The sequence below is a fragment of the Pseudoalteromonas sp. SG45-3 genome (genome assembly GCF_014164075.1).
In the GTDB taxonomy this organism is placed as follows: Bacteria; Pseudomonadota; Gammaproteobacteria; order Enterobacterales; family Alteromonadaceae; genus Pseudoalteromonas; species Pseudoalteromonas distincta.
Genome location: NZ_JACJEN010000005.1, coordinates 1 through 26,357, shown reverse-complemented (window position 1 = coordinate 26,357; position 26,357 = coordinate 1). Strand labels below are relative to the sequence as shown.

Sequence of the window (26,357 nt, the reverse complement as noted above, 5' to 3'; positions counted from 1 at the left end):
TTATATAATTAGGTCAGTGCTTTAATTCATACCGATTCAAATCTTGAGCTATTGATATCGTCCCTTTGTATTCACCTTGCACTTGCTTGGTATAAAAGTCGATTTCCTCTGGAGTATCTAACCCTGGCGCCATATGAGTAATGACGAGTTTTTTTACGTCTGCTGCTTTAGCCAGCTCACCGACCTGCTGAGGAGATAAGTGATGCTTTGAAAGGTGCCTATGAATACCTTTAAATTTTTTCTCTGGCATACGAGGATTCGTTTTCTTAATTTGATTAACGGTATGATCAATATCCATCATCTCACTAACTAATAAATCAACGCCGTTTGCGAGTTTTTCTACGGCCTTACTAGGGCCCGTGTCACCAGTGTAAACAGCAGTATAACCATCATCCAGTGTAAACTTAAACGATAAAGCTTGAAACTTGTTCCACTCGTCACTGCCTTTTGGCCAGCTATAATGAGTGTTTCTAATTACATTTAGGGTAAAGTCATCAAATTTAATATCTGAGCCATCTTGAACCTCAATTACTTTAATATTGTTATTTGCAGGAGCTGGAACTTGACCAGGAACACCATAATGACCTAATGCACCGTAAGTCATGTATTTAAAAATACCATCAACGGTTTGCTGAGTACCTGGCGGGCCATATATAACAAGCTCATTATTAGCACTTGTTTGCCACCTTAAACTAATAATTGCAGGCAAACCACCTGTGTGATCAAAGTGAAGGTGACTTAAAAATATAGCATCCACATCCTTTATATTAAGTCCTGCTTTTGCTAATTGCCCTGCAGTTCCATCACCCGCATCTACTAAATAGGTATTACCATTAACAAGCATCGCATTAGCTGGTTGAGAGTGTTTTGCATTAGGAATAGGGCCTGCCATCGTACCTAGAGTTATCCACTCATTTTTTGTTTCGCTTGCGTTACCGTTAAACGTAAATGCTAAACAGCCTATAGATAGAAATAAATTAAATAAAATACTACTTTTTTTCATTGTGTGTGCTCTCTTAATAGAAGTCATATTTAAATGTAATGCCGTATGTTCTTGGTTTTTCATAGGTTGACACCATGGTGTTGCCACCATTTGCAAATAACTGTGATGTTGCTTTTATCTCTTCGTCAGTTATGTTTCTCACATATGCGAGAATTGACCACTTATCATTTGCTGAAAATAATTGCATAGAAGTGTCTAAGGTAATAACATCTTCAGCACGCTGTGATGGTAAGAAGTCAAAGCCAACCCAACGTTCGTCGCGGTAACGAGCATCAAAAGACACCGATGCCGAATAACCATTATTAAACTCTAAGTAATGGTTAATACTTGCAGTTAAAGAAAGTGATGGCGAGTTTCTGCCTTCCTTACCTGAACAGTTGACATTATATGTGGGCTCCCCATCAGTCATGCTTATTACCGTTGTGTCACAACCAGTCACAACATTTACAGCTTCGTCTGGCGTTTTTTGAAGGTAACTAAACTCTTCAATCTCATTTTTTAGGTATTGAATATTACCTTTGATTCGTGTTGCTTCAGTCAGTTGATAAAGAATATCAACTTCAACGCCTTTAATACTTGATTGACCTATATTTTCAGTAAAGAATGCAGAATTACCATTACCATCAATACCAAAGTGACTTGCCTGTTGATCTTCATAATCCCAAATAAATGCCTCAGCATTGATTTGTAAATAATTATCTAAAAATCTATTTTTAGAACCAAATGTCCATGCATTTATATACTCAGGTAAAAACTCTTCACGACCTGCTGTTGGACTAAACCCTCCTGAACGATAGCCTGTTTCGTAACTAGTGTAGAGTAAATTACTATCAGCAATATCGTATTCTATTGCTGCTCGATACGTTATTTCGTCATTTTCTTGAACACGGTCAATTTGTGTTTGGTTAATGAAAAGCAAGTTTGCACGCAGGTTATCTGGCGCACCAGGAAACAACGGAATTTGGCCATACGGAACAGGACCTCGATTAGCTATAGGAGCTCCTTCTGGCAAATCCGCTGGATCAATAGATGCAATTGTTTCTGCAACAGTTGCACCAACAGGAATAACTGGCGCACCGTCACAATTAGGGATTTCTGGTCCGCCAGGGTAGGCTGGTAAATCTCTAATACATAAATTTAGAAATACATCCGCTTGTCCCTTAAATTCTTTTTTATCTTTGGTCCAACGCACAGCACCAACGAGTCTAAGATCATCAGAGATGTGATATTTACCATGAACAAAAAACGCGGTTGACTTTGTACTGGAGTTTTCAATATCTTGCGTTGATTGCAAGCTGTATTGGTTAAATGAGGCTAGACCATCAACTTTTTCATCAAAGTAAAAGCCACCCATAATTAAATCAAGCGCCCCTACGGTTGTAGAGAAACGAGCTTCTAAACTAGATTGCTGGTGGTTTTCTTGATTAATAGCTGCTTGGAAAGCGGGATTATTAAATAAAACGTCAACCGTATTCTCTCTATAAGCCGGAATAATTGTTAGATCACCCAATGATGTTGCAACGTTTAACTCTGCCGACACCCCCATATACTCGTTGTCTATATAAGGGTCATATAGGGGAGTGATAGAAGTAAATGCTGGCGAGGTTATTTGGCCTGTGTAGTATTCAACTGCAGCTGGTGTACCTGGGCCTGTATGAGGAGCTGATACGTTATCTGGAGCAGGATTGAAGTTGTAACCTGGAATATTTTTTGGGTGGTTATTACTTCCTTGGAGTGGGAATCCGTAACTACCTTCAAATGAAGGTGAATTACCATTGCCTTTTGTTGTTGAGTAATCTGCAGTGACGGTAAGGTTTACATCTTCTGAAAACTCACCAAATAAACGTGCGCGGAATGCGGTATCATCTGTTGCCGCTGTACCATCATCGTTGTAGCCGTCATTTTTAGTTTTGCCAATCGCAAAACGAGCTGCCCAGTCATCGCTTATTGGTAAATTGACAGCACCAGAAGCTGTTATTGTTCCATAGTTAGCAGCACCAATAGAAATATTGCCAAATGTCTCACCAAGTTCAGGTTTTGTTGAAATAACATTGATCGCACCCGCTGTTGCATTTCGGCCATAAAGAGTGCCCTGAGGTCCCTTTAAAACCTCTATACGTTCTACATCTAAAAATGATGCCGTTGTGGCTGTTGGGCGCCCTAAAAATACACCGTCTACGTTAAATGCTAAAGCAGCATCTGTGTATGCATTTACAGCAAAGTTACCAACGCCTCTGACAAAAAATACAGTATTAGAGCCGCCACCAGAGACAACATTGAGTGCAGGTGATATTTTATTAAGCCCTGTTGCATCGGTAACACCGATGCGTGATAGTTCTTTACCTGTTGCGGCATCAATAGGTACAGCCACATCTTGTAAACTTTCTGTTTTTCTAAGTGCTGTAACCGTTATTAACTCAATACCACTATCTGCTTTAGGTTCTGTAGTTTTTTCGGCAGTTTGAGCCGAAATAGCTAAAGGTGCTAAACATGCAGTCAGAATACATGAACGTAAATACGATTTGTTCATAGTTCTATCCTTATAATTGTGTGTGTAAAAGCGTTTTACTAATAACTTGTTAATACAAGTGACGAGATTGCGATGTGTGTGCAACGCAAAAGTAAAGATAAAGTAAAAACTGCATATCAAGTTAATTGATTTTTATGATTGAAGTTACCTATTTCATAGATACATGAGAGAACTAGGCACTCTAGCGAGGAAAGGTGATAAAAAAGGTAATTGCAATTAACTATTTATTTACGTGATACATTCTATCTAAATATTAAATTCTACAATTGGAAACTTTCAACACATAGTGGAGCCTTCGGGTTTGTATTTAATGACCCGACAACACACTAAGCAAAACACACAATAATTAAAGGAAGTTTTTATGAATACTATCTCGCCCACTGTGGCTTCTACTAAACACGGTATTATTTTAATTTTAGCGGCTATTATGCCTGTTATGGCAGTCATCTCCCTTGTTCCTGTGCTGCCTATGTTACTTGAAGAGTTTAAGCATATTAGTGGTTATGAGGTTTTAGTGCCTATTGCTATGACTATTCCTGCACTCTGTGTTGCTGTATTCTCTCCAATTGCGGGTTCTCTTTCTGATAAGTTTGGCAGGAAGTCGCTCCTTATTTTTGCTCTGTTAATATACAGCGCTGTTGGGGTATTACCTTATTTCTTGGAAAGTTTATCTCATATAATAGTATCTCGTATTTTTTTAGGTATTACAGAAGCGGTTATTATGACAATTGCTACCGCATTAATTGCTGACTACTTCATAGGAAAAGAAAGACAAAAATGGATTTCTATACAAATAGCGTCAGTGAGCTTAAGTGCTATTTTTCTCATTGCACTTGGCGGTATGTTGGGTGAAGTATTGGGTTCAAGAGGCCCATTTGTTTTATACTTACTTGCCTTGCCTGTTGCTTTGCTGGTTGCTTTAAACTTATTTGAACCTAAAGTAAGAGCAAATGAGGACAAACAACTCACGGGATTCCCTGTAAAAAAAGTACTGCCTCTATTATTTATAACACTATTTGTTGGTATTATTTTTTATTCTATGATTGTAAAACTAGGTGAAGTACTGTCGATTAGTCAGGCAGTGACGCCCGCTATTATTGGCGGAATAGGAGCTTTAGCAAATATAGGTGTTGCATTAGGTGCATTTTGTTACGGAAAAATTAAGCATATCTCAGGGCCACTTTTATTATGTGTTGGTTTTGGTTTAAGTGCCTTTGGTTACTTTGCAACAGCAGTGTCTTCTTCAATTGTAATTTCATCAATAGCTATTTTTATTGGTTGCTTGGGTTTTGGCTCTTTATTACCAACGACTTTAACATGGGTATTAAAGCTACTCCCTGAAAATGTACGTGGTAAAGGAACTGGGATGTGGACGGGTATGTTCTTTTTAGGTCAGTTTACAGCACCTATTGTTGTAACTTTACTTCAAAAAACATTGGACTCTTTGAGTGCTGTGCTTGTGCTAATTGCTATTTGTTGTGCAATTGCATCGCTGGTCGCTGCACTAAAAAGTAAAGGTGCAAGAGATTTAAAGTGTGATGATACAAATAAGGCACCTGTTTGAACATTCAATGGGCCTAAATTCAATCTCTTAACTCCAATGAATAGAGCTTAATTGTTTCAAGCATTGATTTAGCCGCGATAGATAAAGACGTGATAGGTTTAGAAATAACGCCTACACGTCTTGCAATAATAGGGGAATTTATTTCTCTGCATATTACGCCTGCTTCTAATGCTTGCTCTTTGCAAAGTGCAGGTACAACAGCCACTCCTAAATTATTACTCACCATCCTTATAACAGTCGCTAACTGGTGCGCATCAAATGCAGGGTTGAGTGCAATGTTATGCTGCGAGAGAGTGTCTTCAATTAGCCCTCTGACAGAAGAGGGACTTTGCAGAGTAATTAACTCAAACTTTAGTAGCTCCGACCAACTAATACTATGGCACTTAGCAAGCGGATGAAATTTAGGTAAAACCACAATAAATTGATCGTTATACAGCGGATGAAATACTAAGTCACCATTATGTTTAGGCTCAAATGAAATACCGAGTTCCACCAAGTCAGCATTTACCAAGTCAATAACCGTATCAGATAACACATCGTCCACTGAGAGTTTTATGTTTGGGTACTTTGTATGAAAACGCTTAATTATTTTTGGCAAAATTGAACTGGCAAAAGAGGGCATGGCTGCGATAGATGTATGCCCAAGATCCAGTGCAAATCGCTTTTTCATCTCTCGTTCTGCTGCGTCTATTTGGTTTAATAAGTTTTTAGCGACAGGTAAAAATGCTTTACCTTCTTGGGTGAGTACTAATGTACGTGTTGTGCGAGTTAATAATTTACCGCCCAAGCTCTCTTCTAAATTTTTGATACTTAAACTAAGCGCGGGTTGCGATAAGTGTAATTTAGCTGCGGCTTCTACAAAACTTAGGCTGGAAGCCACCTGCGTAAATGCCTTCAATTGTTTTATATTCATTTATAAGAAAAACTAATTAATAAAACATAATTATAAAATTAACTATATCTTGCTTTGTTGTCAAACTAATAAACACATTCTTAATTTGGACTTAAACAATGGCTGGATTTAATAAAGTAGTAATTACGTATTCTCAAGCGCTTGAAGGACTTGAAGACGGTATGACCGTTTTAGCTGGTGGCTTTGGCTTATGCGGTATACCAGAGAATTTAATTAAGGAAATACAAAAAAAAGGTACTAAGGGGTTAACGCTTGTGTCGAATAACTGTGGTGTTGATGACTTTGGTTTAGGGTTGCTGCTAGCAAAACGACAAATCAAAAAGATCATTGCGTCTTATGTTGGTGAAAATGCAGAGTTTGAGCGACAAATGATGTCTGGTGAACTGGATGTTGAATTGACACCTCAAGGTACATTAGCCGAAAAAATGCGTGCCGGTGGTGCCGGTATTCCTGCCTTTTTCACCGCAACGGGTTATGGAACTCCAGTTGCACAAGGAAAAGAAGAACGTAACTTTAATGGTAAAACTTACATCTTAGAAGAGTCGATTAAAGGTGATTTTGCCATTGTTAAAGCTTGGAAAGCTGATACATATGGTAATTTAGTTTATCGAAAAACAGCACGTAATTTTAATCCTTTAGTTGCAACAGCTGGCACAGTTACGGTTGTTGAAGTTGAAGAAATTGTTGAAGCAGGGCAATTAGATCCCGATGAAATTCATACCCCTGGGATATATGTGGATCGGGTTATTAAAGGTTCATTTGAAAAACGTATAGAACAACGCACAACTCGTGCTTCACAAGTTTTAGGAGTGTAAAAATGGCTTTATCCCGAGAGCAATTAGCAATGCGTGTTGCGCAAGAACTACAAGATGGATATTACGTTAACTTAGGCATTGGTATTCCGACGCTTGTTGCTAACTATGTCCCTGAAGGTATTGAAGTAATGCTTCAATCTGAAAATGGCTTATTAGGCATGGGTCAATTTCCAACAGAGCAAGAAATTGATGCTGATTTAATTAATGCCGGCAAACAAACGGTGACTATGGCAACCGGCGCCTCTGTTTTTGATAGTGCAGAGTCGTTTGCCATGATCCGTGGCGGTCATGTTGATTTAACCGTATTAGGTGCCTTTGAAGTAGATGTGAATGGTAATATTGCGTCTTACATGATCCCCGGGAAGTTAATTAAAGGAATGGGAGGTGCTATGGACTTAGTGGCGGGTGCCGATAACATTATTGTCACTATGACCCATGCATCAAAGCATGGTGAATCAAAGTTATTAGCAAATTGTACACTGCCACTAACTGGTAAGGGCTGTATTAAAAAAGTATTAACTGATTTAGCTTTTATAGAAATTAAAGACGGTAAATTTCATTTGTTAGAAAGGGCGCCGAATGTCTCGGTAGAAGATATTCAACGGTTAACAGCAGGTGAGCTTGTTATTCCTGAGCATGTACCCGAAATGGACTTGCCCGAGGTGGTAGCATGAAGGCTGTTATTGTTGCTGCAAAAAGAACCGCAATTGGTGGTTTTGGACAAAGTTTATCAAGCCTATCAGCTATTGAAATAGGTAGTCAGTTACTTAAAACCGTTCTTGATGAAACACCGCAAGTAAAGCCACACATTGAGGAGGTGATTTTAGGGCAGGTGCTAACAGCTGGTTGTGGCCAAAATCCAGCAAGGCAGACAGCACTTAATGCCGGACTACCTATTAATGTGTCTGCTTTTACTATTAATCACGTATGTGGCTCAGGACTAAAAGCGGTGCAATTGGCTGCGCAATCAGTTCTTTGCGGTGATGCTAAAATGGTGGTTGCTGGTGGGCAAGAAAGTATGTCTCAGGCGGCGCACGTATTACCCAATAATAGAGTACCTAAAAAATTAGGTGACTTATCTTTGGTTGATAGCCTGATAAAAGATGGTTTGTGGGATAGTCGCGAAAATATACATATGGGAATTACAGCTGAAAATATAGCTGAAAAATTTGCTGTTTCTAGAGCGGAACAAGATGAATTTGCAGTTCATTCACAGCAAAAAGCAGCAAATGCTATTAGCAGTGGTTTATTCAAAGATGAAATTGCCCCTATTTATATTGCAAAACGTGGAGGCGATATCAAGAGTTTTGATGTTGATGAATCAGTAAAAGCTGATACACAAATTATAAACCTTAGTAAGCTTAGGCCTGCGTTCAAAAAAGGTGGCTCAGTTACTGCTGGAAATAGTTCGACTATTAACGACGGCGCAGCGATGGTGGTGGTTACTACAGACGAGTATGCAAAAAAGTTAAACTTACCTATTTTAGCTGTGATTGAAGCTACCGCTTGCGAAGGTGTTGAGCCGCTTTACATGGGCACTGGCCCAATAGCGGCCACGCAGGCTGTGTGTAAAAAAGCGGGCTGGCAAGTGCATGAGATTGATTTAATTGAAGCTAATGAGGCATTTTCGGCTCAAGCTTTGTATGTAAATACTGCGCTGGGGCTAGATAGCAATAAAGTAAATGTTAACGGAGGGGCGGTTGCACTTGGTCATCCAATTGGAGCTTCAGGTTGTCGTATTTTAGTCTCGCTGATATATCAAATGCAGCGAGCTAATAAAACAAAAGGGTTAGCAACACTTTGTATTGGTGGTGGTATGGGCATTGCTATGTTGGTTTCGCGTGAGCGCACAAAGGCTTAATAAGTTTTAATATTTAAAGGCCTCCTTCATTAGCAAGCTTTATATCTTATAGAATATGGCTCCCTCAATATGTAAGAGTGAGTAACACTTCTGTGCATGTTATTTATTTGCGTGCGAAATAACTGTGAGTTTGTTTTTAAGCTCTGTTCGGTGATAGTTTCGATCGTAACCGAGTGTTGCTTGTGCATGCTCACGCATAATTCCTTCAGCACGAGCACCTTGGCGAGAAAGCATTGCATGAAATACGTGGTGATGTTGCTGATGTGCAAATGCAAAGCGTTTAAACTCTTTTTGCATATTATTTTTGTCGATGGCAAGCGCGCTTACCGAGGCAAATGGTAGGTGCTCATTTTTAGATAGTGCAGCCTGGATAGCCAAGTTACCCGACGCTTCAATAATTAGTAGATGAAAACGGCGGTTCATATCATGGTAGGTTGCTAAGTCATCTTCAGTTAGTTCGGCCCCTTCAAATAATAAATCACCACAAGCAAGAAGGGATTGTATTTCATGTTTTTGTTCTTCGTTAAGGCCGTTTTCAGCAGCTTGTCGAGCAGCTAGGCCCTCTAATACTCCTCTTACTTCAATAGCGCCTTCAATTTCAATTGGTGAAACTGAGCGGACTTCGTAGCCACGCCTAGGAAGTTTGGTCAACAAACCTTCTTGTTCAAGTGTTCTAAATGCAATTCTTACAGGCGTTCTTGAAACACCTAGACGTTCAGAAGTAGCAATTTCAACGAGCCTTTCTCCGGTTTTTAGTGCTCCAGTTAAAATCATTTGTCGCAATGTGGTTACTGCATTTTGGCCTGACTTAGTCATAAAAAATTACCTCAATTACTTTTTAAACTGGATCCAATTAGGAATCTACACTGCATATAGTCATTGAAATAGTGTGAATTTACAACTAAAGCGTGACTAAAAGTGCAAAAAAGAAAATTATATGGATCCAATTTACGCATGTTTGTTTTATTTATCTGGATTATTAGTTTATATTGGATCCAATGACAACAAAAACACAACAGGAGATCAAGGTATGGCTAAGCAGACCTTTATTAAAAATACATGGTATGTGGCGGCAATGAGTGATGAAATCAATCACGATAAACCACTCGGCCGAAAAGTGTGTGATCAAAGTATTGCTTTTTATCGTCAGGCGGATGGAAAAGTAGCTGCGGTGCTAGATTTTTGTCCACACCGTGGCGCAGCTTTATCTTTAGGATATGTTGAGGACGGCTTGCTTGTATGCGGCTATCATGGTCTAAAAATGGGTGAGGACGGTAAAACAAAAGAAATGCCGCTGCAACGTGTGCAGAGATTTCCGTGTATGAAGTCATTTGCAGTTGAGGAGCGCTTTGGCTTTATCTGGGTTTGGCCTGGTGATAAAGAGGCTGCAAATACAGATCTTATCCCACACTTACCTTGGGCTGAAGATGATACTTGGGCCTATGGGGGGGGGTTGTATCATATAAAATGCGACTATCGTTTAATGATCGATAATCTAATGGACTTAACACATGAAACCTACGTTCATGCTAGTAGTATAGGCCAAAAAGAAATTGATGAGTCTCCGGTGCAAACTGAAGTAGAAGGCGATAAAGTTTTTTGTCGCCGTTATATGGAAAATATTATGGCACCGCCATTTTGGCGAACTGCTCTGGAGGGTAATGGGCTTGCATCGGATACACCAGTAGACCGTTGGCAAATTTGTCGCTTTATGCCGCCATCACATGTAATGATTGATGTGGGTGTAGCACATGCTGGTTATGGTGGTTTTGATGCACCAAAGAATAAAAAAGCGAGCAGTACAGTGGTTGATTTTATTACTCCTGAGACTGAAAATACGATGTGGTACTTTTGGGGGATGGCACGTAACTTTAATGCCCAAGACGCTACATTAACTGATAAAATTAGAGAAGGGCAAGGCAGTATTTTCCAAGAAGATTTAGAGGTATTAGAACGTCAGCAGCAAAATCTGAAGAGTTTCCCGCAATTTGATCTTTTAAAGCTTGATATAGATGCCGGTGGTGTTCAGTCGCGACGTATCATTGAGCGTTTAATCGATAAAGAAATAAATGCGAAAAATATATCTACAGACGAGCTGCCGCTCCAATCAGTAACATTTTAACAAAGGGAATTAGGATGATTTCAGTTATTGTTAAAAATGTGGTCGTTGAAGCAAAGGCGGTTGTTAGGCTCGTACTTGGATGCGCTGACAATGAGGATTTGCCCCCATTTGAGGCAGGTGCACATATTGATATAAAGCTACCAAATGGTTTGCTTCGTCAATATTCTCTATGTCGGTTACAGTGCGACCCACGTTACTACGAAATTGCAGTATTAAAAGATCCTCAATCTCGTGGTGGATCAGCAGAGGTACATAGCCTACAAATAGGCGATAGAGTCGAAGTAAGTGAACCTAAAAATCACTTTTCATTGCTGAATCCAAAGAAAAATACATTACTGATTGCAGGTGGAATAGGGGTTACGCCATTATTAACGATGGCTCAAACATTACATAGTTTAGGGACACCTTTCGCATTTCACTATTGCGCTAAATCTTCTGAAACTGCAGCATTTGTTGAAGCATTAAAATTAGGGTCGTTTAGCGATAAAATAGCGTTTCACTTTAGCCAAGAATTGCAATCGGGTCGTATGGATGTAGAACAGGTGCTAAGTGAGCATATTCATGATACTGACTTGTATATATGTGGCCCTGCTGAGTTTATAACATATGTATTAAATCATGCTCGTTTGCTGGGTTGGTCTGAGGAGAGATTGCATCGAGAGTACTTCGCCGCACCAGTGGTTGCTGAAAATATTTCAGAAGACACGTCATTCACTATAAAAATTGCTAGCTCAGGTAAACAGTTTACTGTAGGCGAAGGGCAGTCTATCTCTCAAGTGCTAGAGGTTAATGGGATATTTATACCAGTTGCGTGTGAATCAGGAGTTTGTGGCACTTGCCAAACTGGTGTAGTGGAAGGCAATCCGGAACATCGCGATGTTTTTTTAACAGACAAAGAAAAAGCACAAGGCAAGTTGATTATGCCGTGTTGTTCAAGAGCAAAAACAGGGTCCATAACACTCGATTTATAAATACACTTACACGTATAAAACGATTTATAATTACTTTTATACGTGTAACCCGTATCAGCAACGCATAATTTAGGCTTTCCCACGAAATGCCGAGATACAGCTTGCTAGAATTACAAAGCCTAAAGACACGTTAAACGCGAGTGAAATTGTACTCATTAAAGCATGACTATGTTGCGCTGAAAACGTGCTGTCCCCTAAGTAATAATGCACAATTAAATTTACCAAGCTCATTCCAAATAAATTACCAATTGTTCGTGATAAATTCATGGAAGAAGAGGCTACGCCTAACTCATTCTTATCTACAGCACCCATAATTGCATTATTGTTAGGCGTTGAGAATAAGCCAAAGCCAATACCTAACAATAACAGTGAGCCACTAATGTATGTGATACTTGAGTCCATAGATAACAGTGATAGTAAAAAAAAGCTGACCATAACAATTATACAGCCAAATGTAGCTATTATGCGTGGCTGTAATTTATCTGAAAGTTTACCGGACAATGGTGCCATAATGGCCATAGAAACCGCTTGCAGTAACACGATTTGGCCAGCATGAGAAGGACTTAACCCTTTAATATACTGCAGATATAAGCTTAACAAAAAAGCCAATGAAAAATTACTGGCGTACATTAAAAACGATGTAGACAGCGATAAGCTAAATACTCTGCTTTCTAAGAACATTTGTACTCTGATTAGTGGTCGCCTGCTTTTACTTTGGTGAATAATAAATAATCCTAAGCTTATTACCGAAAGTAATGTTAAACCCCATCCAGTCATAGTGGGTAAATCACTGAGTCCTAATACTAAACATATTGCAAAGAGTGAGAAAAGCGCAGTACCCCACCAGTCAAACGAGGATTTTTTATCGTTTTTCCACTCACCATGTAAAAAAAGTTTAATAGCAAGTAGTAGCAGAAGGACAAGCGGAATTTGAGAGTAAAATACAGCCCGCCATCCCCATATTTCGGTGAGCCAACCGCCTATTGCAGGGGCTGCACTTAAGCCTATATACACACACGCTGCAGAGGTGCCCAGTGCCATGCCTCTTTTATTATTTGGCGTAATAGAAGTAATAATTGCAACACCAATACCAAAAATCATGGCACCTGCAGCGCCTTGTACAAAACGCCAAAAAAGTACCCATTCAATTGATGACGCAATAGCACACATCAGTGATGCTAGTGCATTTAGGCCTAAACCAAATGCATATACTCGTTTTCGACCATAGTTATCGGCTATTTTCCCGCAAGGCAGCATAAATATCACGCTACTAAGTAAGTAAAGGGTCGGCATCCAACCAATCATTTTAGCGCTTGCTTGTAAATCCTCGGCAAGATTTGGAATAGCTATGTTGACGCCGGCCATGCCGAGAGGTCCGATAATAGATCCGCTGCATACAATTATAAGCGCGATGTTAGTAATAGGGAGTTTAAACAAATATGATCCTTAAACGCATAGACTATAAAAATAATAAAAGGTGGTGTTTGAGAACATGGGTTTTTTAATGCGTTTATTATTGCTAATAGCAACAGAGGTAGCAAGCTGGTCTACTAAGTATCTACGTAATTTTTAATTAGCGTATTTTTGGTCCAATATGATGAGGTATTACTTTGTAGGCCATTGAAAAAGTAATACCTCAGTTTGAGTTAATATAATTAAAACAAGCCTTTAAGCTTCACATAAGCGCTTAATTATTCGCCTAGCGTGATTTGCACCGGTATCAACATGGATATCAATCATAGGTTGCCCTTTAAAGTGCTTCATTGATTTGTGTTGCGCTTCAATAACCACTTTGTCTTCATTGAACGTGTAACGAGTTTGTTCTACTACTTTTTGTTTTACGTTTTCAATATCAGTTGTTGGGTTTGTTGATATAGTCCAAAAATAATGACATGTTTCTTCTGTCTCTGGAGTTATGCAATGTAAGCCACGCATATGAAAGCCGCCACGGTTAGGGTTAGTTACCGATTCACTGTTTGCGTCAATACCGCCAGTCCATATCCTTAAATGTGATGGATAGAATTCAATTTCTTGCCAGCGATCTATTTTATCTTTAAATGGATAAGCAGCTGTATATGTTGGTGGCGGGGTTGAATTTGGCATGTAACGTTTTACGGTCACTTTATCACCTATAGCTTCTACATCCATTTGTGCATGCATATGCGTTTTAGCGTCACCACCAATCGTTTTAAGGTGTACGTAACCTAAGTGGCTAAGATCGAGTAAGTTGTCATGTATGAGTTGAAATGGTGCTTGGTAGTGATATACATCACCATCGTAAACATATTTTTCGTCAGAATGATAAAGATAGCGAGGTGGGTCTTGATCAGGGGTTGAGCCTTGCTCTGAACCAAACCAAATCCAAATTAAATCATCTTGCTCTTTAAGTGTAAAAGGCGTTACTTTTGCTTTTCTTGGAACTTTTTTTTGCCCTGGTACTTCAAGACATTGGCCTTGGCCATTAAATAATAGACCATGATAACCGCATCTTAATCCTTCTTTTTCAAGTGTTCCCATCGATAAAGGTAGTTGGCGATGGCAACAACGATCTTCAAGTGCGCTAGCATGGCCTTGTGCATCTCTAAATAAAACTATAGGGGTGTTTAATAAAGTGCGAGCTAGTGGCTTGTCGGTTAACTCTTTGCTTAGTGCTGCTAAGTACCACATGTTAAGAGGAAAGGGGGTTTTAGTGTCCGAATTAGTTTGTGTATGTGTGGTCATAAGTGTCTCGTGTAAAGTCTAGTGTTAAAATTTTCTCTATAAATTTAGCGTTAGAGAGTCGCTTAACGCTCTTGAACAACAGGGTGTGAACCTATCGTTTTTTGCCTTTTCATCAGCAGTAAAGAATTCATCTCTGTGGTCGGGTATACCGCATGTCACATAGGTAACGCATGTCCCGCAAATTCCCATTTCGCATGATACGTCTAACTCAATACCCGCATCTTCCATTGCTTCTAGTGCGGTTTGCTCTGCAGAAACATCAATTTCTAAGCCTGAACGGCTCAAAATGAGCTTAAACGGAATATCTTCAGTACCTTCTGCTTTAGGTTCAGCTTTAAAATTTTCTTTGTGTAAGTACTCGTCTTTCCAGTTATTTGATTTTGCACTGTCAAAAATATATTCCATATAAGCTGCTGGGCCACAAGTGTATAAATGCGTATTCGTTTTAAATTCACCAATAAGTTCTTTGGCATCTTTTTTTGGCTGGGTTGAAAAGTGAAAAAATACCTTTTCAGAAAATGAACACTCTAGCAATTCTTGATAAAAAGCAGCCTCTACGGGGGATTTAGCATGATAATGAAGCTCAAAATCAACGCCGTTAATATCAAGCTCTCTTGCCATTGAGATTATCGGAGTAATGCCTATACCGCCTGCGAATAATAGTGCTTTATTATGAGTTGAATTGAGTGCAAAGAGGTTGCGAGGATCAGAAATTGATAATGTATCACCGACTTGCACATCAGAGTGAAGTGCAATTGAGCCTCCTCGTGAATTGGCATCTTTTAATACAGCTATTTTATAAAACTCATCGGATTGAGGATGGCTGATAAGTGAGTACTGACGAGTTATTTTATCATTAAGCACCACATCAATGTGGCTACCCACATCAAATTTAGGTAAAGCTTGCCCATTTATAGGTATTAGCTCAAAACTGACAATATTAGGTGTTTCAACCTTTTTACTGCGTACGTTTACTGAAAACATAAAGTTCCTAATGTTTGTTACTTTATGTTTATAATGTTGAATTATAGTTGAGGTGTCAACTATAATTTGGGTGTAGAGATTAACTTAGTGTTAACGTTATGAATGTAAAACTCTTTGCTCGTAATAAGCAATGATCATAAATAGTTTTAATCTCAAGATTTACCTAGTAAAATTTATTTATACCTAAAAATTGGAAAAACCAATGCCTTCTAAACCCAAAGAACCTAGTGCTAAGCAGCTAGATCTTGAACGATATATACCTGCGCTTGTAAATTTTCTTTCTAATAAACTCTCAAGTGGTGCATCTGTATGCTATCGAAAAAACTTTAATGTAGGCGTTATTGAGTGGCGTGTATTAGCGATGCTGAAAGTAGAAACTAACATTTCTGCAAATCGTATTTGTCAGGTGATTGGCCTAGATAAAGCAGCTGTTAGTCGAGCTTTAAAACAATTACAAACGTTAGGCCATATTAGCTTTATAAAAAATGCTAAAGATGGTCGTTCATCATTAGCAAAGCTGACGGAAAAAGGTGAAAAGTTACATGATAAAATTCTCTATGTAGCTTTAGAGCGAGAAAGATTGTTATTACAAGGGGTTTCACAAAAAGAGCTTGATACACTTATTGAGGTATTGTTAAAACTAAATAAAAACATTAAGCAAGTAAATGAGTTTAAGGTAAGTAATACCACATAGGGATTCTTCCTCAAACTGTTGAAAGGTAATTGTTTAAATTTTTTGTTGCTCAATCTAAACTACTGTAAAGTTATACACTTGCTAAGAAGTGGTCTATTTTAACTGAAAATAGCTTTAGGCGTTCAGATATTGTTTTAGGAACAACTCGATGAAAAGCATAATATTTAGGACGGTTTTTTGGATTTGGTTCTAGTCAGTTCTAAATTTTGAATACAAAATAATAAAAACTTAGAATTTAAATTCAGCGTAAAAATTATATAGATAGATTATTTAGGTTTTTAACCGTTTGAAATGTATAGTTTAATTGGTACGACTGAGTGGATTCGAGTTACTGCCCCTTGGACCGGTGGTCAAGATTAGGTAGTGCTCTTTCCTTCAATTATACGTTTATTAATGTTGGTACGACTGAATGGATTCGAGTTACTGACCCTTGGACCGGGTGATCAAGAGTAGGTAGTGCTTTTTCCTTCAGATGTACTTTTATTTATTTTACTTAAATGTTGGTACGACTGAGTGGATTCGAACTGCTGACCTTTGGACCGGGTGATCAAGAGTAGGTAGTGCTTATTCTTCGGTATTTTTAGTTTTTTTTTATTACTTTGAAGTGGTACGACTGAGTGGATTCGAACCACCGACCCCTACCATGTCAAGGTAGTGCTCTAACCAACTGAGCTACAGTCGTACAATTTTTGAGGTTTTACTTAAATGTTGGTACGACTGAGTGGATTAGAACTACTGACCTTTGGACCGGGTGATCAAGAGTAGGTAGTGCTTTTTCCTTCAATTATACTTTTTTAAATGTTGGTACGACTGAGTGGATTCGAACTACTGACCTTTGGACCGGGTGATCAAGAGTAGGTAGTGCTTTTTCCTTCAATTATACTTTTTTAAACGTTGGTACGACTGAGTGGATTCGAACCACCGACCCCTACCATGTCAAGGTAGTGCTCTAACCAACTGAGCTACAGTCGTATTACTTTATTTAAGTAAGTGTTAATTGCTTAACAACGGCGGCTAATATATAGCGTGGCGGTTGGTGAATCAAGCAAGTTTGTTGTTTTTGAGTTTATTTGCCGTTTTTTTATTCATATTGGGCTTATTTCACACGTTTTATAAAAACCTTGCCACCAAACCACATGTTTTTTAGCTGAGCTTTTAAGTAAGTTCAGTAAGTTACTTGTTGAGCCCGTTTTTACTAAGTTATTAATTTGAGGGCTTGAGATACTTTCGTTAAACCAAAGCTCATTATAAAGCGGTTGTAGTACCTCTAGATAACCAGTTAATTGCGCTTGATAGGGCTGAATTTCTTTTAGGTAAAACTTTTGAAATACGTTGCTTATGATTTTTGCGTTTTTATTATTTTTATCCTCTGGGCACAGCGTATTAAAGTTTAGTGTTTTTACAAACTGTGTAGCGTTGTTATTTAACACGACCTGCATGCGGACTGATTGAATGAGTGCTTGGTTAAATTGAAATTTATTAAGCTGCTCGAGTGCACTAAAAATAGAGTCGCTATTAATTTCACTAAATTCTTTAGCCTTAATTTGCTGTTTAATGAGTACAAGTTGCTTTAGCGCAAATACGGTATCGCGAAAACCAGCGGGTTCAGTAGTGAGCTCGTTTGAGGTGAGTTGCCAGGTACGATTTAACTCAGGTTCTTTAAATAACATGGTATTAAAAAAGTACATTAGGTGTGTTTCTTTATAGTTTTTGGCTGCGAGTATTTTTGTGTAACTAGGGCTATTTTTATCAAGCGTATTTAAGCAAACCTGCGCACTTTTAATAAAGTTTATTTGATATTTTAATTGCCCAGCAGCGCTGGCTGTTTTTCCTAATTGGTTATTGTGCTCACTTATAAGCACGTTAAGCTTACATTGGCTAATGCCTGCAAGCTCCACAATACTCAATGTTAAGTCACTTTGTGCTATTGGGGGAGGCTGCAGTAAAGGGAGTTGCTTGAGTGGCGCAGGCTCTGTGGTGCTTGTATCAACTGTGCTACTTAAGCGTTCAATATAAGTAGCGTTTACAGTACTTTGTGGTTTGTTGCAGCCTGTAAGCATTAAAAAACACATTACCAGCAAAGCAGCTGGTAATGTTTTAAGGCTGAGTTTATTAGTTTTGATTGAGTGAATCACTGTTAACAAATTCATATTTTAGACGCTTTCTTACTGTTAGCATTAATAAAATAGCAGCGACACTAAGGCCTACTATTATTCCAACCCAAAAGCCATGCGGCCCCATAGCTGGCACAATTATGTCTGTTCTTGCCAATACGTAACCTAAACAAAAGCCGATTAACCAATACGATATAAACGTAATATACGATATAGGCGTGGTGTATTTTAACCCACGAAGCATGCCATTTGCAGCAACCTGTAATGCATCGGGTAACTGGTAGACACACGCTAGTATCATAATTGATGAAGCCAGAGCCATTACTGCGGGACTGTCGGTATAAAGTTGGCTAATTAAATCACGACCTGTAAAAGTCATAAGTGCCAAAAATAGTGCAATTACAATAGCTAATATGTAACTAGTCGATACGGCAACTTTTAACTGCAGTAAATTATTTTGACCATATAGGTTACCAATACGAATACTTATAGCGATAGAGAGGCTCAGTGGCATCATAAACAGCAATGTAGTTACACTCGCTGCTATTTGGTGCCCCGATACAGCCACTGCTCCTAAATGCGCAATAAATAGCGGTATACACGCAAATAAAGTGACTTCAAAAAAGGTTGCAAGTGAAATTGGTATACCTAGCTTAGTAATAATACCAATGGTAGTGAAATTAGGTTTTTCGAATGATGAAAGCAGGCCTTTAGCATCTACCTTTTTACTCATTTGGCAGTAAGTAACTTGTGCTATTGCCATAACAGTTAAAACAATTGCTGTGGCAATGCCACAGCCTGCGCCGCCATAAGCAGGAAAACCAAATAAGCCATTTATGAAAATATAATTTACTGGAATATTAACGGCTAAACCTAATAGGCTTATATAAAAGGCGGGTTTGGTCATCCCCATGCCCTCGGTAACGTTTCTGTATACTGTAAAAATTAAAAATCCAAACACACCCCATTTCACAAAATGGATGTAGTCAATGGCAAGGTTTGCAATAGCAGGCGTTGTATCGAGCTTTAAAATAATGGCATCTGCTAAATGGGCAATACCAAAACCTGTAAAGCTTAAAATAGCGGTTAAATAAAGCGCTTGTTGAAAATAGTGGCTAATGCCTTTGCGGTCATCACTGCCCGAAAACTGCGCAATAATACCAGTAAGCGCTAATAAAATACCTTGCAGAGCAAGTAATAATGGGTTCCATATTCCTGTTGCAATAGAAAGTGCAGCTAAGTCAGTAGGGCTAACTTGGCCGGCCATAATTGTGTCGACTACCGACATTAAAATAAGTGTAACTTGTGCTAAAAAAACAGGTAAGGCTAGGGAAAGTAAACGCTTGGCTTCCCAATTGCAAAAGGTCATAAAAAAAGCTATTAGATAAAACAGGCGGCAATTGTAATCTATTGCGTTTCAAATAAAAATCACAGTAGTGAATGATTTTATGAGTTGATACGTTAAACTAGCACTTTGTAATAATTTTAAGTGATTTTATGTTTACAGGAATAGTGCAAACACAAGCAACAGTGGTCTCTAAAACTCAAGCTGATGGTGTGTTACGCTTAGTTGTATCGGTGAGCGATGAGTACGTTAAGCATTTAGATTTAGGCGCAAGTATTGCTATTAATGGCTGTTGTTTAACGGTTGTGCAAGTTGAGCTAAGTAATCATGATGTGGTGGCGCAAGTGCATTTTGATGTGATTGACGAAACTCTAAAGTTAACTAATTTAGGCTTGCTTGAGCTAGGCAGTTTAGTAAATTACGAACGCTCTGTTACGTTTGGTACTGAGCTAGGTGGGCATATAGTGTCTGGGCATATTCATTGTACGTCACAAATCTCTCAAATAGTGAAACTTGAGAATAACTGTAAAATACAATTAAGCTTGCGAAAAGAGTGGAAAAAGTATGTGTTATATAAAGGCTTTGTTGCTATAAATGGCGCAAGCTTAACCGTAGGCGAAGTTGATGAACAAGGTTTTTGGATACACCTAATTCCGGAAACGCTCGCCATTACAAACATTGGTGCAGCGCAAGTGGGTGACAAGTTTAATATTGAAGTTGATCAGCAAACTTACACTATTGTAAATACGGTAGAGAACTACTTACGCCATCAGGCTTAAGTTAAAATATTTGTTCGTCGTCACTGTCTACGTGTAGCTCCAATTTATTATTAGCATGGTCTATATGCATATTTAAATGAATTGGGTTACAGCAGGCAGTGCAATCTTCTATATAGTCTTGATCGCCGCTGCTTGCGTCTAAGTCTAGATGTATGTGGTGTCCGCAGTGTGGGCACGTTATTCGTTGTGATAAAAAATCTTTCATAATCACTCCAGTTATAAATAATTAAGTTAGGTTCAACTTAATCGCTTACAGATGAACGTCTACTTACTCATTAAATATAGTGTTGAAATGCAGCTTATGACATTTATTTTATACCTTCAAATACCAGCTTTTCTATATGTTGTTTAGCTTCAGTAAGATAGTGACCGGCAAAGATGTTGGCATGATTTAAAATGGGGTATAGCTGGTATATTAACTTACGCTTTTCGTAATTTTGAGAAAGCGGGTAGTGCGCGTTATAGGCGCTATAAAAGTCTTTAGGCAGTGGGGCAAATAGTTCGCTCATTGCAATATCCACTTCCCGATCACCATAATAACAAGCCGGGTTAAATATTGTTGGTTCTGCTTTTAAAAATCCCATATTGCCACGCCAAAAATCGCCATGCAGTAATGAAGGTTGTACTTGATGGCTATGTAGTTGCTCTTTTACGGTATTAATTAAGCGTTCGGGCTCAATAAAGTTAATGCCTTTTTCAGCGAGTAGTTGTAATTGCCACCCTATACGCTCTTCGGCGTAAAATACATCCCACTTTTTGTGCCAGCGGTTTGGCTGTATGGTTGTGGCTAGATAATTATCTACATCAAAACCAAACATAGCTTGGTCATGTTTTTGATGCATTTTAGCGAGGTTACGCCCCATATTAGTCCACGTGTCGTGGGGTTGTTTATCTAAAACGAGCCATTGTAAAATAATAAACGAAAACTCTATATTTGCACCAGTTGTAATACATTCAGGTACTTTAAAATTACTATTTTGCGCCAAAAGCTTTAAGCCAATAAATTCACTTTCTAAACGCTCGAGCTCGCTTTTTAGTGCTATTTTAACGAGGTAGTTATGCGTACCATTGGTAATATGAAATAGTTTGTCGGTGTTTGTACTTTGTAATTGGCGTTTGTAGGTGTGCTTAAAGTCAAAATTGATGGCTCGGCTGATGTGCTCATTTACTGTTTTCCACATAACAATTGCTCGCCTTTTAAACAGATACTTAAACTATGGCAAAAAGGTATTAATTTAACAATCTAAACGTTGTAAAATTAACGGCTATATTGAATAAAATTACACTTACTGTAGTGGAGTTAAAATGAACAAAAGTTTAATAACCAATTTGCTAGCGGGTTTATGTGTTGTTGTAGGTTTTATGTTTAACCAAGCAATTGTGTTGTCTGTTGGTTTATTTGCACTTTCTGGCGCGGTAACTAATTTATTAGCTATTCATATGTTATTCGAAAAAGTCCCGTTTTTATATGGTTCTGGTGTTATAGCGCTTAAGTTTGAAAGCTTTAAAGTAGCTATACGAAACCTGATATTAACGGAGTTTTTTTCAGAGCAAAAAATTAATAATTTACTCAATAAAGCGCAGCCCAATATCGACTTTGAGCCAATAATTAGCAATGTTGATCTAAACCCTGCATTCGACAATTTGTTAGAGGTAATAGAGCAGTCTCAGTTTGGTAGTATGCTAGGAATGTTTGGCGGTACAGCGGCAATAGAGCCGATGCGTGAAAAGTTTATTGAAAAAATGCAATTGTCGCTTAGTGAGATTTCTCAAACTGACGACTTTAAAGCATTAGTAAGCCAAACACTTTCACAAGGTAATAGCGCAGAAAGCCTACATAAAACGGTGCTTAAACTAGTTGATGAGCGCTTAGATGAGCTTACTCCTAAAATGGTTAAAGAGATTATTCAGACCATGATCCGCGAGCACCTAGGCTGGCTTGTAGTATGGGGCGGTGTGTTTGGTGGTTTATTTGGTTTAATAGCGGCCGTTATTTAAATCTAGCGACTAATAAAAAACTTAATCATTCGATAGCATTAAATAGTGTACTTACTGCGTTAAAAATTATTTGTATAGAATAACTACACGTTGTTATTTGTGCCTGTTATTGCACTATTTTCTTAGTGAAATAATAGAGCACTAATTTAATGCAATTGGTATAACTTATTTTTTCAGGCTGTTATTATCGCCCCCATAATTTAGTCGTGTTTTTTTAGGAGCAACGGTGAGCAAAACGTTAGCCAGTTATTATCAGCAAGCATACGCGTGCGATCAGCAGCATTTTAATCAGTGTTTTTATTGTGGCTGTGAAGCGACAGAGCGCGATCATTGTCCGCCACTGCATATGCTACAAAGTATCGTTGATTTAGGTGAAGAGGCTGACTTTATCTCTATTCCTGCGTGTTATGAGTGCCATGCACTTTTACATAACGAAAGACTGATGACGATTGATGAGCGCTTTACCAAGCTTAAAAAAAAGCTCTCAAATAAATATGCTAAACCACTGCGCGTTTATAACATGTGGGAAGAAAGCGAACTTGGCGACATGAGCGACGAGTTTGCCCATAGTATTCAAGCGGGTATGAAATTAGGCAAAGAAGCCGCTGAGCGTTTAGCCTTTACGGGTTTTAGCTATGCCACAGAAGATGCCAAAGTAGCAGTGCGCGAAAAAACAAAAGAGTTTGATGTAGAAGGCATGATATTTACCGACTTTAAAGAGGCGCTAAATTACTGCATTAACGATTTAAATGTTCAAAAAAGCGACTTTTATAAAATTTTGGTTGAAGACTATCAAGGCGATTTTAATAAAGCATTGAGCCAGTATCGTCATCGTCATGACAAAGTAACGGCGGCTAAAGATGGTAATACACTTATTAAAGATTTTTCTAAGCTACATAAGCAAAACTCTGATTTTGTAACGCGTACGGTTAAGCACTTTATTAGTAAAGATCCCTCGCTTACCACCGAAGGTGCGCTTGAAAAGCTATATAACAATTATATAAAGAAATAATTACAGAAATTCATCTTAATTAACTGCGTTTTCACCTGTTTTTTTGGCTTTATCCTTTAGGTTTCGCTAAAGTAGCAAAAAAACAGGAGATCCAAACAACATGCAAAAATTTGCACCTTCTTTATTAGCGGTTGGCTTAGCTGCTGCACTTGTAGGCTGCCAAGAAAACGGCCCACAAGACGATAAAATAACAATTAACAAAAATCCTTACCCAAGTACTTATCAGCCAATTTCTACATCAAGCACTCTTATTACAAATGCAACAGTACTTACCGGTACTGGTGAGCGTTTAGATGAGGCTGATGTATTACTTGTTGATGGTAAAGTACAACAAGTCGGTAAAGACTTAACAGCCACTGCTGATATTACAATTGATGCACAAGGAAAATGGGTAACACCGGGTATTATTGACGTACATTCACATTTAGGCGCATACCCAAGTCCGTCGGTCGAGTCGCATCAAGATGGTAACGAAATGACCAGCCCTAACACTGCAGAAGTGTGGGTCGAGCATTCTGTTTGGCCACAAGATCCAGGCTTTAATCGTGCACGCGAAGGCGGCATTACTTCTCTACAAATTTTACCAGGCTCAGCTAACTTATTTGGTGGACGCGGCGTTACGCTTAAAAACGTACCAGCGCACACTATGCAAGGGATGAAATTTCCAGAGGCGCCGTATGGTTTAAAAATGGCGTGTGGTGAAAACCCTAAACGTGTTTATGGTCGTCAAGGTGTATTGCCTTCAACCCGTATGGGTAATATGGCTGGTTACCGTATGGCATGGGCTGAAGCTGCTGAGTACAAACGTGCATGGGATAAATACGATGCTGATTACGAAGCCGGTTTAAACCCAGAAGCGCCAGTACGTGATATTAAACACGACACGCTACGCGGTGTGCTTGAAGGCGAAGTACGTATTCATAATCATTGTTATAAAGCTGAAGAAATGGCAATGATGATTGACCTGTCAAAAGAGTTTGGTTACCACGCGGGTACTTTTCATCACGGTGTAGAAGCATATAAAATTGCTGACTTACTTGCGCAAAATGGTTCGTGTGCTGCACTTTGGCCAGACTGGTGGGGCTTTAAAATGGAAGCCTACGATATGGTTCAAGAAAACGTGGCTATTGTTGATGCGGTTAAAAACTCGTGTGCAGTTGTTCACTCAGATTCAGATACTACTATTCAGCGTTTAAACCAAGAAGCGGGCAAGGTGATGTACCGAGCTAACGAAAATGGTTTTGATATTTCTGAGCAACACGCTATTAAATGGATCACGTCTAACGCTGCTAAATCGTTAGGTATTGATGACAAAACAGGTTCACTAGAAGCGGGTAAGCAGGGCGATGTTGTTATTTGGAATCAAAGCCCATTTAGTGTCTATGCTAAAGCTGAACAAGTGTTTGTTGATGGTGCAAAGGTTTACGATAGAAAAGACAGCGCGTACCAAGCAACAAGTGATTTTATGTTAGGTCAACAATAAGGAGCACCCAGAATGAAAAATTTATCACGTTCGTTTTCGCTTTCTCTGGTTGCTGCAGGATTATTAGCATCTGGTGCTGTAAGCGCACAATCGCTAGCAATTATTAATGCAACATTGCATACGTCTTCTGATCAAGGTGTATTAGAAGCGGCAAGCATTGTAATGACAGATGGTAAAATCACAGCGATTAACCCAACTGAAATTAAAGTAGATCAAATTATTGATGCAAAGGGCCAAATTGTAACCCCTGGCTTTATAGCAAGTATTAATCAACTTGGTTTGGTTGAAGTAAGTGCAGTTGCAGGCTCTCGCGATGCAGGTGAAGAAAAAGCCGGTATTGATTTTGATGTAAGCCTTGCTTATAACGCACATTCAAGCTTAATTCCTTACGCTCGTAAAGGCGGCGTAACACGCGATGTAATTACTCCTCATGGCGGCGATAGCATTTTTTCAGGCCTTGCGAGTGTTGTTGATTTAAGTGGTAGTTTTGACAGTGACATGCAAAAACAAGCGGCTTTAATTGTTTACTTAGGTGAGCGTAGTAAAGGCTCACGTGCTTTTACTTTGCAAACACTTATTAATAAGCTTGATGAGCACAAAAATAAAGCTGGTAAAAAAGCGAAAAAAGATGACGACAAGCCAAGTACTGAAGATAAAGTAATGGCTAAAGTACTCAGTGGTGAAATGCCATTAGTGGTTGGCGTTTCGCGTGCGGCGGATATTATTGAGCTAATTAAAGTAAAAGAGCAATTTGGCATTAATTTAGTTCTTAACGGCGCACAAGACGCTGTTGTAGTAAAAGAGCGCGTTGCTAAAGCAAATATTCCAGTGATTATTAGTGCAATGGATAGCTTACCAGGAAGCTTTGATTCGCTTCATGCGAGTTTAGATAATGCTAGTGTGCTTGAAAAAGCAGGCGTTAAAGTATTATTAACGGTAGGTGGTGATGCAAGTCACAATATTTATCAGCTACGTTTTGATGCTGGTAATGCTGTGTCGTATGGTATGAGCCAAGAAGGTGCGTTAAAAGCGCTTACATCAAACGTTGCTGATGTATTTGGTATTAATGCAGGTAGCCTTGAAGTAGGCAAAGCTGCTGATGTAGTAATATGGAGTAATGACCCGTTTGAGTTAAGCAGCCATGTGAGCAAAATGTTTATTAATGGCGTTGAGGTTTCTACACAATCTCGTCAAGATAAACTGCGTGACCGCTATACGACAGATTCAAAAATGCCACGTGCTTATACCAACCCGCAATAATACTTAATCAATTTGAGGGATTAAATCTGACGGTAACTGCGTTAAAAATTTCTGATATAGAGCAACTAAATAACGAAATTTTTGCCTTGTTATCGACAAGATTTTCTTGCCTCAAAGTTGATCACTTAATTAAGCGAATTGGTATGATACTAAATAATTAAATAATTAAATAATTAAATAATTAAATA

23 protein-coding genes and 2 tRNA genes are annotated in these 26,357 nt (G+C 38.7%); 12 read left to right on the top strand and 13 right to left on the bottom strand.

Features of this window, described 5'->3' with window-relative positions; all coding sequences use genetic code 11:
* Positions 1–13 precede the first annotated feature (13 nt).
* A complete protein-coding gene (locus H5126_RS07720; RefSeq protein WP_182721106.1) occupies positions 14–1,003 on the bottom strand; it encodes an MBL fold metallo-hydrolase in 990 nt (329 codons plus the stop codon).
* 13 nt (positions 1,004–1,016) lie between these two features.
* Positions 1,017–3,533, bottom strand: a complete 2,517-nt coding sequence (locus H5126_RS07715) for a TonB-dependent receptor (protein WP_154902994.1) — start codon at positions 3,531–3,533, stop codon at positions 1,017–1,019.
* 361 nt (positions 3,534–3,894) lie between these two features.
* Here H5126_RS07715 and H5126_RS07710 point away from each other — a divergent pair, with 361 nt between their 5' ends.
* The gene (locus tag H5126_RS07710) at positions 3,895–5,097 is read left to right on the top strand and encodes an MFS transporter (protein WP_154902995.1); all 1,203 of its coding nucleotides are present in this window, start codon (positions 3,895–3,897) and stop codon (positions 5,095–5,097) included.
* A gap of 19 nt (positions 5,098–5,116) precedes the next feature.
* Here H5126_RS07710 and H5126_RS07705 read toward each other — a convergent pair whose 3' ends face one another.
* On the bottom strand, positions 5,117–6,010 hold the full coding sequence (locus H5126_RS07705) for a LysR family transcriptional regulator (protein WP_182695753.1): 894 nt from the start codon (positions 6,008–6,010) through the stop codon (positions 5,117–5,119).
* A 98-nt stretch (positions 6,011–6,108) separates the two neighbouring features.
* Between H5126_RS07705 and H5126_RS07700 the strand changes: the two genes are divergently transcribed.
* From H5126_RS07700 to H5126_RS07690, 3 genes are read left to right on the top strand one after another with little or no spacing between them, the layout of a single operon-like run.
* Positions 6,109–6,825, top strand: a complete 717-nt coding sequence (locus tag H5126_RS07700) for a CoA transferase subunit A (protein WP_182695752.1) — start codon at positions 6,109–6,111, stop codon at positions 6,823–6,825.
* A gap of 2 nt (positions 6,826–6,827) precedes the next feature.
* Positions 6,828–7,499, top strand: coding sequence for a 3-oxoacid CoA-transferase subunit B (locus tag H5126_RS07695; RefSeq protein WP_182721107.1), 672 nt, complete (start codon positions 6,828–6,830; stop codon positions 7,497–7,499).
* On the top strand, positions 7,496–8,686 hold the full coding sequence (locus tag H5126_RS07690) for an acetyl-CoA C-acetyltransferase (RefSeq protein ID WP_182721108.1): 1,191 nt from the start codon (positions 7,496–7,498) through the stop codon (positions 8,684–8,686). Before H5126_RS07695 ends, H5126_RS07690 begins: the two co-directional genes overlap by 4 nt.
* A gap of 99 nt (positions 8,687–8,785) precedes the next feature.
* Here H5126_RS07690 and H5126_RS07685 read toward each other — a convergent pair whose 3' ends face one another.
* Positions 8,786–9,502: a GntR family transcriptional regulator gene (locus H5126_RS07685; protein ID WP_182695750.1), complete on the bottom strand. Its 717-nt coding sequence runs from the start codon at positions 9,500–9,502 to the stop codon at positions 8,786–8,788.
* 214 nt (positions 9,503–9,716) lie between these two features.
* Here H5126_RS07685 and H5126_RS07680 point away from each other — a divergent pair, with 214 nt between their 5' ends.
* The gene (locus tag H5126_RS07680; protein ID WP_182721109.1) at positions 9,717–10,808 is read left to right on the top strand and encodes an aromatic ring-hydroxylating dioxygenase subunit alpha; all 1,092 of its coding nucleotides are present in this window, start codon (positions 9,717–9,719) and stop codon (positions 10,806–10,808) included.
* 14 nt (positions 10,809–10,822) lie between these two features.
* On the top strand, positions 10,823–11,779 hold the full coding sequence (locus tag H5126_RS07675) for a PDR/VanB family oxidoreductase (RefSeq protein WP_182695749.1): 957 nt from the start codon (positions 10,823–10,825) through the stop codon (positions 11,777–11,779).
* 69 nt (positions 11,780–11,848) lie between these two features.
* Here the strand turns inward: H5126_RS07675 and H5126_RS07670 are convergent, their stop codons facing one another.
* The 3 genes from H5126_RS07670 to H5126_RS07660 all read right to left on the bottom strand — a co-directional run bounded on the left by H5126_RS07670 (position 11,849) and on the right by H5126_RS07660 (position 15,484).
* Positions 11,849–13,201 (bottom strand): MFS transporter, encoded by a 1,353-nt coding sequence (locus H5126_RS07670; RefSeq protein ID WP_404936168.1) that lies wholly within the window; start codon positions 13,199–13,201, stop codon positions 11,849–11,851.
* A 246-nt stretch (positions 13,202–13,447) separates the two neighbouring features.
* Complete coding sequence (locus tag H5126_RS07665; protein ID WP_058429815.1) at positions 13,448–14,500, bottom strand: aromatic ring-hydroxylating dioxygenase subunit alpha; 1,053 nt, start codon at positions 14,498–14,500, stop codon at positions 13,448–13,450.
* 36 nt (positions 14,501–14,536) lie between these two features.
* Positions 14,537–15,484, bottom strand: coding sequence for a PDR/VanB family oxidoreductase (locus tag H5126_RS07660; protein WP_182721110.1), 948 nt, complete (start codon positions 15,482–15,484; stop codon positions 14,537–14,539).
* Positions 15,485–15,686: 202 nt separating this feature from the next.
* Between H5126_RS07660 and H5126_RS07655 the strand changes: the two genes are divergently transcribed.
* On the top strand, positions 15,687–16,178 hold the full coding sequence (locus tag H5126_RS07655; protein WP_182681183.1) for a MarR family winged helix-turn-helix transcriptional regulator: 492 nt from the start codon (positions 15,687–15,689) through the stop codon (positions 16,176–16,178).
* Positions 16,179–16,783: 605 nt separating this feature from the next.
* Here the strand turns inward: H5126_RS07655 and H5126_RS07650 are convergent.
* The 4 genes from H5126_RS07650 to H5126_RS07635 form a co-directional block, all read right to left on the bottom strand.
* A tRNA-Val gene (locus H5126_RS07650) sits at positions 16,784–16,860 on the bottom strand.
* A 213-nt stretch (positions 16,861–17,073) separates the two neighbouring features.
* A tRNA-Val gene (locus H5126_RS07645) sits at positions 17,074–17,150 on the bottom strand.
* A 113-nt stretch (positions 17,151–17,263) separates the two neighbouring features.
* Complete coding sequence (locus H5126_RS07640) at positions 17,264–18,328, bottom strand: DUF3080 family protein (protein ID WP_182721111.1); 1,065 nt, start codon at positions 18,326–18,328, stop codon at positions 17,264–17,266.
* Positions 18,291–19,661, bottom strand: coding sequence for an MATE family efflux transporter (locus H5126_RS07635; RefSeq protein WP_182721112.1), 1,371 nt, complete (start codon positions 19,659–19,661; stop codon positions 18,291–18,293). The genes H5126_RS07640 and H5126_RS07635 overlap by 38 nt, the downstream gene beginning before the upstream one ends.
* Positions 19,662–19,789: 128 nt before the next feature.
* Here H5126_RS07635 and H5126_RS07630 point away from each other — a divergent pair, with 128 nt between their 5' ends.
* Positions 19,790–20,416 (top strand): riboflavin synthase subunit alpha, encoded by a 627-nt coding sequence (locus tag H5126_RS07630; protein ID WP_182721113.1) that lies wholly within the window; start codon positions 19,790–19,792, stop codon positions 20,414–20,416.
* Position 20,417: 1 nt separating this feature from the next.
* On the opposite strand, the gene H5126_RS07625 is transcribed toward H5126_RS07630, so the two are convergent.
* Positions 20,418–20,621: a CPXCG motif-containing cysteine-rich protein gene (locus tag H5126_RS07625; protein WP_002962509.1), complete on the bottom strand. Its 204-nt coding sequence runs from the start codon at positions 20,619–20,621 to the stop codon at positions 20,418–20,420.
* 103 nt (positions 20,622–20,724) lie between these two features.
* A complete protein-coding gene (locus tag H5126_RS07620; protein WP_182721114.1) occupies positions 20,725–21,597 on the bottom strand; it encodes a fructosamine kinase family protein in 873 nt (290 codons plus the stop codon).
* A gap of 124 nt (positions 21,598–21,721) precedes the next feature.
* On the opposite strand from H5126_RS07620, the gene H5126_RS07615 reads away from it, so the two are divergent.
* From H5126_RS07615 to H5126_RS07600, 4 genes are all read left to right on the top strand, one after another.
* Positions 21,722–22,414, top strand: coding sequence for a hypothetical protein (locus H5126_RS07615; protein WP_024603971.1), 693 nt, complete (start codon positions 21,722–21,724; stop codon positions 22,412–22,414).
* Positions 22,415–22,640: 226 nt separating this feature from the next.
* Positions 22,641–23,426 carry a hypothetical protein gene (locus H5126_RS07610; RefSeq protein WP_002962505.1) on the top strand — a complete coding sequence of 262 codons (786 nt, stop codon included), beginning with the start codon at positions 22,641–22,643 and terminating at the stop codon, positions 23,424–23,426.
* 100 nt (positions 23,427–23,526) lie between these two features.
* Positions 23,527–24,909, top strand: a complete 1,383-nt coding sequence (locus tag H5126_RS07605; RefSeq protein ID WP_182721115.1) for an amidohydrolase — start codon at positions 23,527–23,529, stop codon at positions 24,907–24,909.
* A gap of 12 nt (positions 24,910–24,921) precedes the next feature.
* Positions 24,922–26,169: an amidohydrolase family protein gene (locus H5126_RS07600; protein WP_182694075.1), complete on the top strand. Its 1,248-nt coding sequence runs from the start codon at positions 24,922–24,924 to the stop codon at positions 26,167–26,169.
* Positions 26,170–26,357: the final 188 nt, after the last annotated feature.